Annotated in this window: 1 protein-coding gene; it reads right to left on the bottom strand. The window is 52.4% G+C overall.

The annotated features are described in order from the left end of the window. Nucleotides 1-23: 23 nt before the first annotated feature. Entirely contained in the window at nucleotides 24-19,004 is an 18,981-nt protein-coding gene (locus tag BLQ36_RS03865) for a leukotoxin LktA family filamentous adhesin (protein ID WP_074514069.1), read from the bottom strand. Between the last annotated feature and the right edge of the window lie 56 nt (nucleotides 19,005-19,060).

The following is a 19,060-nucleotide window of genomic DNA, read 5'->3' as shown; positions in this document are numbered from 1 at the left end:
CGTCTCATAACCTCCTAAACGCCTTATTGCTCCACTACAATTTCGGAATCTCCTGCATTTTGCCGCCGAATGTCAGCTTCCGCGGGCTTCGTATCCAAAAACATTTTTTCCCGCAGGAATCGGCCCGGTTCTGTCAGCAACGCGCTGTCAAAGGTAAACTGACCATGGCTACTCGTTACCCGCTCACGCATCATATCCACTACGCTGAGGTTATCCCCGTAGAGTTTTTTGTAGTTCCTGCCGGCATCAATCAGAACGGCCCGGCTGGTCCGAATTTTTCCGTTGGTGTAAAGCTGGAAGCTGCGGGCTTTGCGATAAGCCCAATCCAAATTGTTCCAATAAACCAGCTGTTCTCCATCTCTGGTGGGGGTGCGCCCGTAAACGGCCAGGTCTGTCTGTTCATTGTCCAAATGGAATTTATCCACAGCCAGTACATCATTCACGGCCAGGTTCCCTTCATCCACATGCATATAGCCACCATTCACCCAGAGCTGCGGCATTTGCGTGCCGTTCTTAGCGCTTAGGCTTTCCACGGCGAAATTGCCGCCGATTAGCCGCTGATTGTTCGGGCCCATAGCCGTCAGTTGGAATACCGCATCGCCTTCCTTAGCAGTAAGCGAACCGATTTGAATGTAATTGCCTGTCAGGACAACATCTGGTCCATCTCCACCGCTTGCTTCTGCCAAAATCTTATCCACCTGAGAAGCTTCCGTATTGTCTTCCATCTTCACCAACACGGCTTTGCCTTCGGCCAGATTCAAGAAAAGGTCACCACGGGTCAAAGCCACATGGGTGGTTCCAGCTGCCACAATGTCCGTGCCATTAATCGAACCCATCTCCGTATTTTGAACCGTGACATCCCCAGCCGAATTCACATCGTGCATCTCTATGTTGCCATTCTGTACCGCAATGCTTACATCGCTGTCAGCGGTGATACCTTGCACCGTTATGTCGCCAGTTCCAACGCTAAGGTTAACCGTCGACTTCGAGGCCATTTCTCCACCAACTGTGATATTCCCTTGCTGGGTAGACAAATTCACAGAACTAGCATCGACCTTCCCTTCAATGGTAATCTGTCCAACATCGGTATTTACCGCCACCTGTCCCTTCAAGGTCACCGTTTTATCGAAGGATACGCTGCCGCCCTCAAGGACATTGGCATACAAATCCCGTTTAGCCTGAATGGCATCCGTCACACGAAGGTCGCCATTGCGGCCCGTCAGATAAATATCCTGACCGGACTCTAACAAACCATTTTGCTCAATAATGAAATTCGTGTAGCCCGGTGTATATTGTTCTGCCCCAGCCCGCATAGCGATATCCCCGGCCTTGGTACTGGTTTTGCCGTAAATCTTGATTTGACCAATATCCACGCCGACATCAATCGACTGTTGGGCAGTGACGGTTTCCACATCGGGCCCGTTGTTGCCAATCGTCACGCTGCCGGTTCCAACCTGAATACCGATGCTGCCGGTTGCAGCTCGCACTTCTTTGCCAATATCGATATCCCCCTGTCCGGTGGCAAGATTCACATTACCGTCGGCGGAATTTACCGCAGCGCCCACATGGATTGTTCCCGTCTCGGCGGTCATGGCAATATCCCCGTCGGCCTGAACATCATGACCCACATAGATATCGCCCTCATCCGTTTTGACTTTTACCTTCCCTTCAACGTCCACATCCGTGTCAAAGTAGATACTTCCTTTTTCCGCAATTTCGGTTGCCAAATCTTTCTTCGATTGGATGCGGTCGGAAACATGCAAATCGCCGTTACCAACATTCAAGTTGAGGGCTCTGCCAGCTTCCAGTTTTCCGTTCTGGTCGATAATAAAGGAACTATTCTCCTCGCCAGCAATATAATCGGCACGGTGAGCTGTTAGCGAAATATCGCCATTTTCCGTAGAAGTTTTACCATAGACTACAATCCTGCCATCTTCAGCGGTAAGGTCAATATTCTCGCTAGCCGTAACGGTCTTCACATCCGGCCCGTTATTGCCGATGAGGATATCGCCCTGCCCAGAGACAACGCTAAGGCTGCCCGCCTGCGCGGTCACAGTCTTCACTATACCGACATTTCCCTTATCCGTCTGGATAAACACATTTCCTGCCTTGGCAAGGATATCGCCATCATTACCGGTGCCGGTATCGCCAACGATGATATTTCCCTGCTGGGTAGAAATCGTGATATCTTCCCCGGCCGTAATATCCTTTCCTACCAGGACATTGCCATCCCCAGAGTCTAAGTGGACCATGCCATTGTCAGCATTGACGATATGCCCTACGGTAATATCTCCTTTTTCCGTGGAAAGCTCCACATTTTCCGTAACCGATATATCCCGGCCAAAGGTAATATTTCCTTGCTCGGCAATACTGACAAAAATGCTTTTCTTGGCCTGGATGTCCTCCGTGATTTCGATATCGCCATTGCGTCCGTAAAGGCCAATGCCTCCGCCGGAAAGCACCTGACCATCATCGGAGATGATAAAGTTACTATACTCGGCACCCTCTTGATAGGTCTTTTTTCCTGCCTTCATGGCAATGTCGCCATTTTCGGTGAAGGTCTTACCCAAAATGTAGACCGTTCCCAGGTCGGTTCCAATGGTGACATTCTTTTTCGCCTTTACGGTTTCCGCCTCGGGCGTTTCGTCGACACCGATATAGATGTCGCCTTCGTCAACCTGCACCAAAATGCTTTCCTCTTGGGATGTGATGGTATTTTTGATACCAATATCACCTTTACCGGAAACATCCATCGTGATGTCTTTCTTCGCTTCGACATTGCCCAACATCTCGATAGTTCCATCACCATTCACCAGGAAGTCAGCCTCGTTGCCGGCGGTGAGCAAAGTGTCACGGATAAGAGCACCGATATGGATGCCCGCACTATCGGAACTAGGCTGTTGAACCTGCATATCCATATCATGCCCTGCTTGAATGGTTCCAATATAAGTGATTTGGTCGCCCACGGACACCTTAACATCATTTCCGGCCACCATGCCTCTGCCCAGGCCATAGAAGGAACCGCCTTGGGTACTGTCAATTACAATATCATGTTTTGCATTAGCATTCCCCAGCAACACCACATCCTGGCTGGCCTTTAAAACAAGATTGCCGTCAGCTCCGTTACCGCCGAGAACTTTGATTTCTTTATCCTCCTCTTCCACCACCTTAATCAGAATTCCCAGCCCACCCATTTTATGGAAATTGATAAATTCTGCATCGCCGCGTACGCTTGCGCCTACACCTACCGTGAAGCTCTCGTCGCAGCTGGTCACAACTTTAATACTGCCATTAATCTCCGTGTGTCCTGTCATGGTATCCGCCAAGAATACCTCGAATCGATTCTTCTCACTATCCAGGGATACCCCCTTTCCGCTGTAAGTCTCTACCACAGGTGACGTGATGCTCACACCGGCGGCTTCCTGAACGGCACCGCCTGCCCAGATTGCCAGGGAATTATACGTGCCTTGCAGCGCACCGGTATCAAAATCAATGTCACTTGGCTCCAAAATTCCCGTCGAAATATCGCCGCCAATCGCGACATCGCCTACCGTGGCGGTAAGCGTGACACTATCGGCTGCCGTAAGCTTTTTATCCAGCTGCATATTGCCATCAGATATCAGCGTAATATGTCCCGCAACATCCGCACCATCACCCGCAGCGTGCATATCCGAAAGGACTTGCAGCGTGCCTTGTGCTTTTGCATTTGTTACCTCGATATTCCCGTTGACCACAGGCTGCACAGACAGCGCCAGCTTATCGGCACTGTCCTTCACCAAAACGCTGCCTTGGATACCCGCATCCCCAGCGGAGCTTTGTACCGTAATTGCCGCAAACTGGTTGCCCGTTCCCTGCAAATCAATGTTCTTGGCGCTGGTGACCGTGACCATATCGGCCTGAATGCCGGCATCAGCAGCCTGCTGGACAGCATCCCCTGCCGAGGTCAGCACGACATTCTTGCCTGCCGTGAAAGTGGTAGCCGCCCCTTGGGAAAGAACACCCTTCGCAAGAAGGTCAATCTCTCCCGTTGCCGTGAGGCTGCCCACATTGGTCAACGTGCCGCTGTCACGCAGGTTAAGGATGGCGATATCTCCATCCACATTCCGCTTGACCGCCGCGGTCAGCCCATCGGCGTTATTCACGATGCGCACATCGCCAGCAATAGCTGGCTTTTCTGCCGCCGAGGTTTCCATGCCGTCCACTTCGATGCTGTTAAATGCATTATCTTCATTTTCCAAAAGCAGGGACTTGCCGTTAAAGGTCTTGACCGTATCGGCGGTAATGGCGCCTTTATCCGTCTGGGTAATATTGCCCTTAGCCGCTTTCAAAGTCAATTCTTTCTTGGCATTTTCCAAATCACCGGCTTTCACCTGACCACCAAGGTTCAAGCTGTCTGCCGCCTCAAGATTTACGTTTCCACCGGCAGTGATCGTGCCGATTTCCGTCAAGGAGCCCTCGCTAACAGCAGTAAATTCGCCTGCCGTTTCGATATTCCCCAGAACCAAAGTGCCATTCTGGATGCCCAAAGCCAAACTTCCCAGACCCTTTATATAGGCGGACTGTGCCGCAAGGTTCACCGTTGCGCGGTCGTTGAGCAGCCGGATAGCACTATCAGCTTCACCCACAATACCTTCCGTGGCATTCGTCGTAAATTCCAACTTCTTGCCAGCATTGATATAGGATTCGGCAATATCTTCACTGGCCGTGCTCATCTTGAAGCCCTTTTCGCTGCTCAAGGAAATGGTATCCCCGGCAAACATAGCGCCCAAACGAAGGAAATCATTATGATTCCCATTCTTAATAAACACATTTTTGTTCGCTCTGGCTTCGGTCAAATCCCCAGACAGGGAAATGGTCAGCGCCTTGTCTGCCGTGCCGATGCTTTCCGTGCCGCCGGTGAGAATGAGATTCTTGCCCGTAATATTGGTAATATCGGCATCATTGGCGTTATAAATTCCCTTGTCGGAATGCAGACGTACGTCACCCGTTGTGTTATTCTGGGTAGCATCGATGGTGCCCACGTTGATGGCGGAATGCTCCCCGGCTGCGTCCTTGCGGCCAGCCACCGAAATATTGCCCCCTGCCACTACGTTCAAGATACCCTCAGCCTTTACGCCCAAAGGCATATTGCCCTTGATTTCAAAGGACAGGAGATTGCCGCTTTCATCCCGCCGGACGGTAACGTCAGCAGCATTCACATTCATGAGCTCTTTCATCTTGGCGATGCTATCGTTGCCTGTCAGTTCCTCCACGGTAACCGTGGTGGACTGGTCAGCAAAGGTACCGACTGCTCCCTTTGCTGCCGACAAGGTAACATTTCTGCCCAGGACATTGGCTGCCCGGTCTGTCTGATTGCTGCTGCCACTATCGGAATTTACGATTTTTTCACTGACCGCATAGAGCATCATGTCCTTCGTCCATTCGAAGGTGGGATGTTCCGCCCTGTTTACAAGGTCTTGATAGGTGGCATCATTGGCCAGATAGGTATCCGCATCAGCATACTGGGAATACTTATAAGCTGCGGTAGCCTGCAGATATGCTTCTGCCGTGTCATAGCCGCTGTACGGGGCATACTGCTCGGCACTTTCTGCATAAGCCAGGAAAGCACTGTCCTTATTGTCTGCCAGCTGTTGGCGTTCATCCTGGGACAGTTTGTCATACTTCTCCTTATTGCTAAGATAGTTACGATAGGCAGCCGAAGCATAGATATCCTCCACTGCCGACTTCTGCCCCGTATACTCCGCCAGCCACTGGGCCTGCGTCTTGCCGCCATGCTCCGTGTCATAGGCGGCCGTTACACTTGCCTCATAATCATCCCGATTCTTTTCCAGCCCCTCAATATACGCTCCCTTATAGATGTAATTGCCCTGTGCATCCTTTTCACCGTCAATGAGTCCAGCGTCAATCCAGCGATGCACCATTTCGTCCACGCTGCCCACGGAACCAGATTTATCGTCACCAGAAAGGGCGTCGATGAAACCGCCATTGGCTACAGTCAGCGTCACATCCCCTTCCTGGGATTCAATCTTGCCCACGCGCATAGCGCCGCCATCAGCCGCCTCAGTTAGATAGATGCTGGCCTTGGCGTCAGCATTGACCTGGGCACCGCTGCGGTCCGTGGCATAAGTCAAATCGGAAGCCACCAGGTTAATGGCTTGATTGGCCGTGCCGATGCCGCCGTTCTTACTGGTCAGGTTGATTCCCCGTCCTTCTACGGTAATCCCACTGCCCGACTGGGTAATATTCCCAGTAGCGCGCAACGTCACATCACCTAGTGCTGCATCGCTGCGGAAAGCAGTGTTTCCATTCTGGCTCTTTAACGCCACAATTTCCACGTTCCCCGGCAGAGACTGATTCTCCAATACGCCGCCTACAGCAGTGATGTCGATATCCCCTTTGCCAGTAGAAATGGCACTAAGCTTAATATTATCCACCACATTGTTTCCGTCCTTTGCGCCAACGGAGGTGATATGGATATTCTTAATATCGTCCTTAGCCGTCAGGTTCACCAGCTCACTCTTCAGGGTGGTACCATCATTCTGGAAGATGCCGCCTGCCTGCGAGCTCACCAGCAACGAAGCGGCATTATGGGAATTCGCCACATTGCCTGTCAAGTTAATGCTGCCGCCACTGTCATTGGTGCTCTTAATATCGATTTTGCCCGCTTCCGCACCAATCAAACCAATGGTAATGGGCTGGGAAGCATTCAAGGAGTAATTATAGAGCTGAATGGTGGACGTACCAACTTTCCACCGGTCATAAATGTGCTTGAACCACCCCAGGAACCCAGAACGGGTAACCCAATGGTCTCGGTCAAAAATCCTATCGGCCTCCTGCTTAGTGGTATTGCCATCAAGGCGCAGGATGCCGCTTGCCGGCACATTATCGCTCTGCGTAATCACAGCACCTTCCGGCAGGCCTAATCTCGCCCCTTCTTTTTGGTCAATGGGAGTTGAACTCTGTTGCCAGCCTTTCAACGATTCTTCATCCGCAGTCTGAACCAAGCCCCACATACCGCGGCGCTCATAATGCATATAGGTTCTGGTGGTCTCAACACTATTGCCATTGACCCAGGTATAGGCCTGATTGTCCTTTACGCCATAGGCTATTGCGCTGCCAACAGACAGGGTATTATCCGATTTCACCGCCCCAGCATAAATATCACTGTCACCTGCGTGAGTCTTTAAGTAGTTGGCATAGCCCGTAATGCTGCGGGTCTGTCCCTTCTTGTATTCGGTCCAGGTATCCTTGGCCGTATCGGCAATGGTGATAACGCCTTCCCTTTGATTGTTGAGAACATTGCCCACATTCATGTCCAGACTAGTCTCATTGATTACCGAGATTTCCGCTGCGCCATCCGCCGCCAGGATCCTGCCATCACCAGTGCTGGCAATCTTACCCGTCAGATAGACTTTGCCGCCCTGGGTGTCGATATCCTCCACCACCAATTTGTCCGTGGAGGGGTCCCAATAAACCTGAGGCACATAGTCAAATACTTTATCCGTATCGTTCCACTTAGCCCCGCCAGCATTTACCTTGTACATGGTGCGATTCTGAACAACACTTGCCTGGCTGGCCGGTCGCGTCTTAGCCGCAGCCAGCTGCTCCTCCGTCACCGTAGCAGCATAAGTCTTGTAGCCGCTCTGAATAAGCCCATTTACATTGACATTGGCGGCGGATACATAAACATCCCGGCCGGCGATATAGCCCGTAGCCTCCTGAGAACTATCCGCACGCGTATAGGCTTCCACTTTATCCTTGGTATCATTATTCGTATCACTAAGCCCCAGACTATTTTTCATGCTAGCAGCTTTATCTGCCAAATACTTCTCCGGGTCGCCGTTGATATTGACAATGCCCTCTTTATAATCCTGGGCAATAGTACCATTGATGGCGATAAGCTTCACCGTATTTCCATCTACGCCGGTTGGACGGTCCTTAGTACCACCGTTAATGCGGATATCTCCGCTGGCATTGCTGATGGTTACATTGCCATAGTAATTGCTGATTTTGCCATTCACTTCCACATCGGTGATGGCAGTATACTTCATCTCCCCATTATTTATCGCTTGTTTGTAATTTGCCTTTTCCTCTGCTGACATCTCGGTACTATTGTCAATCTCCTGCTCCAACTCTGGCGTCAAGGAAATGGTGCTGGTCTTACCGCCACTGAAGGTCTTGGTGTTTTGCACCAAGAGGCCCGCAGCCGTGCTGTCCGTTCTGCCGTAAATCTCATTGAAGTCAGCCCCAGTTCTATGGGCATTGATGGCGTTAATTTTTACATTGCCCTCCGTCTTGCCTGGAGGAATGACCGTATCTTTATTATAGATAATGCTGCCACCCTGCTCGCCCATGAGGATGTTATTGAGCTTCAGATAAGCATCCGATTCGTTGGTGATGGTGACCGAGGGGGCCGAATTGGCATGGAGATTTCCCGTCCCCACCAGGTCATTGGCCTGCACATTGATATTGCCGCCGCTGGTGGCAATATCCGGGATTTCCACATAGTAAACCGAACGGCCGGAGTTTAGATATTGCACGACATTGCCAGCTGCATCCTTCTCTACTAGACCAAGGCGCTCCATTTCGTCCTGAATTCGGTCGCGCTCGGCGATATACGCCGCCATTTTCGTGCTATCCCCGTCATAGGCAGCAATCAACTGCTTCAGTTCTCTTAGCCGGTCACCCAAGGTGTTGGCATAGTCAAAGGTTCCCTTGGTAATGCCCTGCATAATCCGCTGATTGATGATGTTATCATCCGCCGTATAGTGAAAACCGCCAGCCACAGAGCCACTGATGAGCAGATTGATGGGATTTGCCGTGCCGGCGATAAGGGAGCCCGTAACATTGACGGTGCTCTTTTTCATATCATCCGAAGACTCTTCAGCCGTAACCGCATCGGAAGTCAGGAATTTCTTATCGGTGCTGGAGCCGCCTTTTGCCCAGTTCCAAAGGCTTTCGTCCTTGACAATCTCTTCCTTGCCGCCACTGGCAATCACATTGATATCCCGGGTTGAGCGCACAGTACCACTAACGTTCACCATACCCTTGTCGGCGGTGATGTCATAATTCACCCGAGGCACCGTGATGGCGATAACGGAATAGTTGTAAGCACCGGACTTGAGGTCTGCATCCAGATTCGAAAGAACGCCGGACTTATTGGCCCCCGCGAAAAGTCCCACATTGGCGCTGCTGGCAATATTGCCCGCTACCGACACTTCGCTCTTGCGGTTCATATCGATGTTGTTCTTGGCCACAATGGGGCTGATAACACCAGCATATACCGTGCCATCTACCTGGGATTTAATGGTTTGGTCATCATAGGCAGCCAGGATAATATCCTCGGTGGAGGCCATCTTTTCGTTGCTAAGGGTCACGCCCTGCTCCACGTTGACTTTGTTGCTGACGTCGATATCCAGGTCGCTTACCGCATCCGTGACCGCCACAACGCCACCGCCCTTAGCCTGCACTAGATTCGTAAGATTGTTCTGGGAGGAGGCCACGTATTCCTGCAACTTGTTGGTGGTTATTTTTGCATCTTTGCCAATGGTCACCGTACCGTTTTCCGTAAGATCTATCAGGCTGCGCAAACGATTGCCCGAAATGACACCGCCGAAATAGTCTTTTAACGTATAGGTCTGCACGTCCTTGTTGCCCTTGGCGTCGGTATCGTCATAGGCACCGGTAATAACGGAATTATCCGTTCCCACATGAATACGGTCTGTCGTGATTTCCGTATTATCTTTGACCATAGCAATCGTGGTGGTATTAATCCTATTGTCCACGCTGGTGCCGCCCACACCGGCTACACCACCATGGCCTTCTGATGCCGTCAGGCGCACCTCATCCTTCTGCGCTGCCAGGAGCCTGGTTTCACCCTTTACCTCCCATTTGCCTCCAAGGCTGCTGGTGACGTTATTGGTGGATTCGTTGTCCACATGAGCCCCCACATAGCCCACGATGCCACCGCCGCCCGCATCGGCCAAAGCCTTGCCCGTGTTCTCACCATAGGTCAAAACTTGCAGGCTGTTTACCTTCGTGATTTCGTTTTTCCCGGTAAGGCCGCTTTCCAGCGTTGCCTTGCCGCTGATGTCCGCGCTGGTATTGCCCACTGCCACAGCCCCTGCCGTAACGCCATAGATATAGGCTTTGCGATCCACATAAGATTCGTTATCCAAAATAAGGTCCGCATCCTCCGCAAAGGTGCTGTTGTTTACGATAACCTTGGAATTGACTTCCGTATTCAGTACCACCGCATCCGGGGCCACCGCCACTGCCGAGACATTATGTCCCTTCACGTTACCTTCCAACGTGCGGCCGTTGACCGTTCCCAGCTGAGCGGCAAACTCTACAGTCTTAGCCTTATAGGAACCACCGGCCACATTTACCTCGGCCCCCATATTCATGACACCCTTGCCCCGCATCCGGCTAACGCCCAGCAGCGAAACAGCGGTATTGCCTGCACTGAGTTTTCCCGTGGTATCGTTGGCAGCGCCCAAATGGAACTTCTCAGCGCGGGTATTCGCGTCCGTTCCCGTGACGTTGGTGGTGCCCGTAATTTTGGCCGCAGCGGTCCCCTTGTCCTCGATGGTGGCATGGTTCACCGCCACATTGACGCCTCCCACACCGACACCCTGGGTATGGGCTTCCAGTACATTGGCTTTCTTGGCGTCAACGGCAATGGTCTTAGCCGCCGCAAGATTATTATCACTCCCCAGCGTAACCCCTACATTGCTGTTGTTTTCTACGCTGGCAAAGGTGGTGGTGACATTAAGCGCCGCAACGCCCACATTGGTAATCTGGGTTTTGCTCTTGCTTTCATCCGCCGCACCAACCGTAACATTTTCCACGCCCTTGAGGGTGCTGCCCGAAATATTGACATCGGTGGCGCCATTATTGGCAATACCAGCATAACCGACGCCCACACCAAGACCAGCCCCCACGCTGACCGCCGTCACCGTGATTTCCGAACCGTTATTTTTCTGCCCCTGCAACGCATTAATGTTAATTTCCCTGCCCGTGATGGTGGCACCGCTTACGGTTACATCCGTATCGTAGTTCGTGTGGATGATGGCATCCGTAACCCCTACAGCCGTTCCGCCCACATTGACCGTTACATTTTTCGCGGTAATGTCGTTGGTCTCCTGGGCCGTAACATTGACATTTTCCGCCGCCGTCAAAAGGGCACGATTGACTCCCGTATGAACACCCTGTTTATCGGACTTGGCTTTGGGCACGTCAAGGCTTACCTGTGCATTCTTAGCCGCATTGAGGTCGCTGTCCTTGTCGCTCAGGCCGAAGAACTTCGCGCCATCGACGCCTAGAGCCCCCTTCGCGTTATTCACGCCCTGGGACCCATTCAGATGAATGTTGATTTCATTCTGGGTAGTATTATTGACGCTCGTGGTATTCCCATTTTCATCTTTTGCATTACTAAGCTGGGCCTGGGTGATGCCCTTGCCCACAGAAGTAACCGCCACGTTGACCCCTACACCAATACCGCCAACGGCTGCGCCGGTCACACTACTCTCAAAATGGCGCTCTTCTTCCGCTTTTACCGCAATATCCTTCGCCGCTTTGACGGAACCACCGGACACATGGGCACTGACACTGCTGTTGATATTGTTCAGTGCCACTGAAACACCTACGCCGCCCACACCGGCAGCGCCAACACCGCCCGTAGCATCTGCCACCAGCTTATCCGCAGCTTTCACCGTGACATTTTCCGCTTCAAGCTGACTGTTGGTCACCAGCGCCGCAGTCTCACTAGTGGTGTTGTTAATGCCCACGTTAGCAGCCAGGCCGGCGCCAAGGCCAACCGCTGCACTGGCGGTAACCAGCGTATTCTTCCAATTGTTTTCATTCTTCGCCAGCACCGAAATGTTCTTGCCATTGGTGCTGCTCTTGGCCTTCAAGTCGCTGCTATCCACCTCGGCCTTAACGGTGGAGGCATCGTCCATAACAGCCACACCGGCTCCCGCGGCAACGGCCGCATAGCCGCCAGCTAAACTTGCACCGATATTCATAGCGCGGCTGTTACCAAGATGTTCCGCTTTAATTTCTGCCGTACCATCAAAGACCGCGTTCATATTTTTCAACAAAGCACTGGTGGTGCTGGTATTGCTATGACGCATGATGCTGTCACCAGAAGCCACTCCCGCCGTTGCTGCGGCTCCCACAGCCCCTGCAAAGGACAGAGCTGAGGAACCGTGCTTGGCCGTGGCATCCACGGTGAGATTCTTGGCATAGAGGTTCTTCTTGGCCGAATTGCTGGAAATCTCTGCTGCCGTCGTCCGGTCAAAGGTCTCCCAGTTAGCAGACACACCAACGGAGACTCCTGCCGTTGCCGCCACGCCTACGGTTGGCGTGCCAGTAAAGGAGCCGAAATTGGTATAATCTACGGCGTTAACATTTACATCCGAATGCTTGTCTTCGGCATTAAGCACCGCATCCTGGATTTTGGCCGTAGTATTCCCTTGGACGGTATTGAGGTTCACCGTGCCCGCGAGATCGACGCCCACGCTGCCCGAGGCCGCTACGCCGCCGGATGCCAGCTGGGAAATGATGGTATGGGCAGCCGAACTGTCCACCACGATACCAGACTTCGTTTCTTCCTTGCGATTTTCGCTAAGGCGCTGTCTGTCCGTGGTAAGATCCAATTTTTCCGTGGTAAAGAGATTTTCGTCCTGGGGACGGGTAACCTTAATAGAACCAGTATCGGCGGCTTGCAAAGAGCCTCCCTGTACCAGCGCATTGGTATTCCCGCTAATTTTGTTGATGGAAACTGCCGCCCCAATCCCCGCCTTGGTGTTAGCACCAATGGCAAAACCGCCGGCGAAGTTGTAGAGACGATCGTCACTTTGAGCCACAACGCCGATGCTGTTATTCGCCGTAAGATTCTGATTTTTTATGACAGCATCTACGTTGTTGGCAAGGTAATTGTAACTGCCGGAACCAGCAAAGGCAACTTGTCCGCCAACGCCCACAGTTCCCCCGACACCTACGGAATGGATATCACCATCGCCAGCAGCGCGCACCTGGGTAAGTCCTGCGTTGACCGTGGTGGTACCGCTGTCCGTAGCCATTTCCGCTTTGGTATCCTGATACAGGCGGTTAATGGCAACGCCCGCCGTTCCCTTTACCTCCGTATTGATATCAACCGTGCCGCCGACACCGACGGTATTGATCTTGCTCTTGGTATCGGCGGTAATATTGATGATGGGATGACTATCCGCATTGTTTGCGTTGATGTTGGTGTTGTTTAGCGCAGCTAGGCTGTCCTTATAGATATCCGAAACAGCAGCGCCTCCCTGGAGATTAAAGAGATTACTGCCCCAGGATACGCCAAAGCCAGCCCCCACGGTGATGATGCGGGACTTGTCCGTATTCGTCCCCTCCGTCTTGCTGTCCTTGGTAGAAACTTCAATCGTACCAGCATCCGTGGTGGTGATATCCGCATTATTGATTTCGGCCCGCAGTTTCTCCCTCGTGCCATCAGTCCCGACCGAAGTATAGGCCACAGCACCGCCGATACCCACTTTCTTACCGCCTACTGACACGCTGCCAGCAACGGTGGTCTTCTTGGTTAGTTCTTCAGCAGTGACGGAAAGCTCCTTCACCTTGTCGAGTTTCGTCTTTTCGCCGTTTTCCTTGCCGTCAACGATACTTTCCGTGTTGTTGACACCCCGGTTGATAGCCACGGTTCCCACGGCACCAAAAGTGGATTGGCTGATATTAACATCGACACCGCCAGCCACCGCCAAAGCCTTGCCCTGGTTAGCAGCTGCCAGTTTGACCGAGTTATCCGCATCCTCTGACAGGGTGATAACATTGCCTTTCAGATAAGTTCCCGTGGTATTGTTCAGGGAATTATAGGCCAGGGACAATCCTATAGCCATGCCCTTTCCGCCGGCTACTTCCCCGGCGATATTGATGATGGAGCTGGTATTTTGTGCCTGCTCGCTGATGTTTTTCCCGGTGATGGTGTTGTTTTCAAAGGTTACCTTCGTATCATTCTTGAGGTCGTTCCAGCTGCCGGAACCGGCTCCGTTAAAGGATTTGCCGCCAATGGCAACGCCTGCGCCCACGGAAATAATCTTGGAATCGCTGGCGGCCTCCCCCGCTACTGTATCAGCCGTAATGGTGGACCCTTTGATATCCGCTGCCAGGTCATTCTTCACATAGTTATAGGCAATGCCCGCACCGGCACCGGCATTTCCGTTCCAGCCTCCAGCCATTGCCGCCGTAATGGTCAGACTGTGATTCTTGCCCAATTCGTCTTTGGCCGCATCTTCATCGCCAGCGGCATCGTCAACAATCTTGCCCTCGTCGGTAGTCTTGGCGTCATCATCCAGGGAAGATGATGCACTGCTCGTATCGAGATAGCTCTTCCCGGTGGTGTCTATTCCTTTATCTTCCAGATTTTCCTTATTCGTTTTATCCGCATCCACCGAAGCTTTCAGCAACGATTTGATAATGTCCGTGAGATTGGTGTTGTTTTCAATCTGCCCTTTTTCCGTGCTGCGCTGTTCTTCCGTCTTTTGGACAGGGATTTCCCCGGCCTTGACATTCACCGTGCTGTCCTGAGCCCCCACAATGGTGGCACCAGAAATATAGGCACTGGTAGTATTCTTCACGCTGCCGTAAGCAAAGGCCCCCTCAAACCCGTATCCGCTATTGCCCCCGGCATAAGTAGCGGCCAGGGCGCCATCGATCTGGGTGGTGCCCTTCTGGGCCTCAATATCCACGGACTTTAGATTCTGATAGCTGCCGCCGATGATGGCGCTGGACAGGTTGGTTTCCAAATTGCTGATGGCCACCACGCCGCCTACACCCACATTGGTGTTTTCGCCGCTGGCAGAATTGGCCGTCAGGCCCCCTGCTATCTGATAATCGGTGCTGACAGCTTTACTGGTGATATTCCCCGTACCGTCAGAGGTGATGATATTATCCAGCAGCAGGGCATGGATATCCTGCTCGGCCCGGTTGTAATACACCGCTCCGGCACCGGCCACATTGGTGCCATTGCCCTTAGAGGCGCTGACTCCCATGCCTGCCACTACTTCAAGGCCCGTCTTGGAGGCGGAATTTTGGACAGACTTCACCTGTGGCAAATTGACATTGCGCAGGAAAGCATCCACATCCCGGTTGGAGCTGTTCATGGCAAAGGTGCCGCCAATACCCACCTTAGTGGCAGAGCTGCCGGATTTTAGGGAGTTCTTGATATCCGTTCCCCCCGTGGTGATGGCACCGAGGAAATCCGTAGCCGACAAGGAGACAGACTCCACCGCCGTATCGCCGACATTTTTCACCGTCACATTGTCGAGGACAGCATCCGTCCGGCCATCCAGGAAGGTCAAGGCCGCACTGCCCTCGATGCCGATGGACGCCCCGGCACTCTTATTGGCAGCAGGAGCAGCCCCATCATCCTTCGGCGTTTCATCGGGATTGGCAGCAGAACTTGCTTCCTTCCCTGCTCCCGAAGCATTATTCTTCTGGGACGTTTCCCCAATGGTGGGAGCAGCAGACTCATTCTGAGCTTCTACCTTGTCCTGTTCCAAATCTTCCGTATTCTTCTTGGCGTCATTCGCCCCTTCTTTCCCCTTTTTTGACCAATTCGTCCATTTTTCCGAATCCTTCCGTTCGTTGGCATTCTCTGCCTTGTCTTCGGCGCTAGTGGAGACGGTCTTGGCCTTGGCATCGTTCTGTATCATGCCCAGGGTTATGGCCGACGCAGAGAGATTCCCCGTGGTGATGGTTCCCTTGTTGCCGCTGGCAGTAGCGTCCCCCATTTTCCCCGAAAAGGTATCGCCAGCAACACTGCGAGCCAGCGTCGCATTCTGATAGATTTTCTGAGCGGCCTTTTCCGCATCCGTTGTATCTCCTGCGGGCGCACTAATCCCACTGCCATTATCGCTTACCATAGCCAGGCTGTTTACATCATAATTGACAATGCCCACGCCGATACCAAAAGCTTTGGAACTTTCCTTTCCCGTGAACTCACTGCGGGCAGAGTTATCCACCGTGGTGGAATTGACGGCCATAAGCATAGCCATAACCGGAGCATTGACTGCGGCCTCATCATCCAAAGACACAATGCTATTGCTATCGCCATAGGAGAGCGCCACCATGCCCGAAATGCCAAAGGAATCCCCTTTGCCAGCATTTTTGACTTCGTTCTTGGCGTCGATGGAATTGTTAGCCGTAGCGCTCACCAGGGCTCCGGTAAGTACTGTTTCCTTTCCCGCCATAATCAAGCTGTTGCCGCTGATATTCTGGATGCCCACCGTGGCACCGATACCTACTTTGCTGTTATCTTCTTCGCCACCGTATTTTCCCGCCGCCTTGGTGGTGGCATCCGTAGACAGGGTCAGGGCAGAACCTTCCAGCTGGCTCTTCTGTCCCAAAAGAACCACGGCGTTATTCTGCAGGTTGTTAATCCCCACCGAACCGTCCAACACCACCGTAGCCGGTTTATCCTTATTCGCTTTCTCTTCGTTACTCACCGCATAAGACAGGCTGCTGGTCTTCTTCTCGGAATCTTTTTCATACTCGCCCATTCCTGCCACAGCCCCCAGCGATATGGCCTCACCCTTGATTTGGGCAGACTTATCCCCCTCATTATCCAGCAGGATATTGGCATTATTCTTCACGTTGCTGACCAGTACAGCAGCACCAATCTCCACTTTGGCCGAGTTGGCCTGGGCATTCTTCACCGTAAATTGCAGACTGTCTTCCTTGTCGGCAGAAGCAGTCATCAGGGATTTGGCACTCGCATTAACCCCACCGTCTGCCCCATTTTCTACTGCCGTAGCCGTAATGACAGCATTCTTCCCCAGGGCGATATTGGCATCGTTTTTATTGGCCACAACACCGACACTGGCCCCAAGACCAAAGGCCGAAGTCTTTGCCTCATTGCTGCCGCTCTTATTGGTGCCTTCCACCTTGTCCTTGACCTTCTGAACACCTTCCTGGGCATCGCCAGCCTGTTTCTTCGTGGTATCTGCCGAAGCATCCTGGATGGTCTTCTCAGGATTGGCGGACTTTTTCTTGTTGTCGTCCCCAGACTGGGAGGCATTTTGCTCTGCCGCCGCGTCGGCATTATCCTTTGCCTTATCCTCATCACTGGTCTGGGCAGTATCCTTGCCGCCCTCATTTGCCGCAGCAGCTTTCAGGGTATTGTCCACGGTCATCTTAAAGCCGCTGACTTTATTTTCAGCCGCAATATCCACTGCCCCAGCCTTGATAGAACGGTCAACCGACACCGCTGCAGTGTTGTCGTAGTTAGCTACGCCCACGGTGGATACCACATAGCTCTTGCCTGCGCCTGTAGCCCCTGCTTCTACCGCAATATTGCTGTTCGTGACAGCCTTGATAGCAGCCTTGCCAGCTTCTGCCTTAAATGATTCATCTGTCCCCTGCGGCGCATTTACAGCCACATTGGCCTTGGTGTCGCCAGCAAGGACAGCCACCCCCACTACCGCCGAGGTATTAGCCCCACCGCTGGCGGTGGATTTGACGCTGGCCGTAGTAGTGGCATCGGCAGCAATGGTAATGGCATTGCCATCGCCATCTTTTCCCGTGGCCTGCAATTTACCATCAAGGACAATGTCGGCGTTGTTGTAGACGCGGGAAACGGCCACCGTCGCGATGGGCAACACGGAATCTGATTTTTGCTCCTTGCCATCGCTGTCCTTTTTCTCCGTCTTGGGCGCCGCAATGGACTGCTTGAGTTCCACGGTGGACTTGGCCCCAATGTCGATGCTATTTCCCTTCACGGTGCTATTTTTGCCGACGTTGATGGCAGACTTGTTCGTCTTGCTGGAATAATTGACATAGAGGTACTTGTTGGCCGAAGATTCTGCCTTGGCCAGTTTGTTGATAAGACTTTCGGCAATGGTGTCTTCGCCCAGCACAATTCCCTTTAAGGTATCCGTCAGGGTCATGGGAGTGCTGTCTTCATAGGTGCTCTTGCTCTCCGCCGTAAGTTTCACGGCGCCATCACTGCTGGTGATGGAAACACCCTGGGCGGCAGCATCCGTACCGATATTGACGGCAGCGGAAATATTCGTGGAACGGTCGCGCCAATGGATGGTATTAGCCTCGGTCTTGTCGTTGCCGTTTTCATCTTTCTCCGGCGTGCCATCTTCCTTCAAGACAGGCTTGGTGTCCTTGACAGCAGACTCCTGCCTAGCCGTCAGGATAATATCGCCGCCAGTACCAGCAACAGCTGTCAGATTGCCTAGTCCTGCACTGACACTGCCGATATTCACCAGCGACGAGAAGTCGATATTCTTCGTGCTTTTGAGCTCGGCACCATCCTTGATATTGATGACCCCAGCCCCCAGCATAATGCCACTGTGGGTATTGATCTGGCCGCTGACATCGATGGTTCCTCCCATCGCATAGTTCCCCTGCTGAAGGCCCGTTACTGCCTCTAGCGTAATGTCAGCCGTATTGGTTGCATTATACAACTTGTCAAAATCCGTTTTTGCCGGTACAATCCCCGTGAACTGCCCCGCATTAATAACACCGGTTGCCCCCACCACCATTCCGTTGGGGCTCAGGAACATAAGATGACCGTCAAGTTTATTATTCTTAACTGCATTGACGATACCATTGATGGTTATCTTATTCTGCACCAAATTGGCCAGAATATCCGTGTTAAACTTTAGGTTGGCGATATGCCCCTGCGACAAATCGAACTCGCGGAAACGATTGTAAGAAAGGGAACCATTGGTCCCCTGCGGGTCGATATTATAGACGTTATTTACTGCATCGATGGTATTTCCATCTTTGGTGACAATGGCAGCTTCACTAATGCCATACGGATGCGCCAAGAATCCTGTTGCCATAGTCAGAGAAAGCAGCAAACGCTGACGTTCCTGCTGACGAATCCTAGTCTGGGTCTTTCTGCGTCCCCCCCTTGGAGTCCACTCCATATAAGGCACCGAAGCGAGCGTCCAATCCTTAGCCTCTTTTTTGATTTTATATCCGTATGCCATAGTAAGCCCCCACTTTCTAGCTGTCCATCTTTTCGTATCCTTACCCATCTGAACAA

Origin of the sequence: Selenomonas sp. WCT3, from assembly GCA_900100835.1 — a bacterium.
Taxonomy (GTDB): domain Bacteria; phylum Bacillota; class Negativicutes; order Selenomonadales; family Selenomonadaceae; genus Selenomonas_A; species Selenomonas_A ruminantium_E.
The sequence above is the reverse complement of the archived record's forward strand: the minus strand, read 5'-3'. Positions and strand labels throughout refer to the sequence as shown.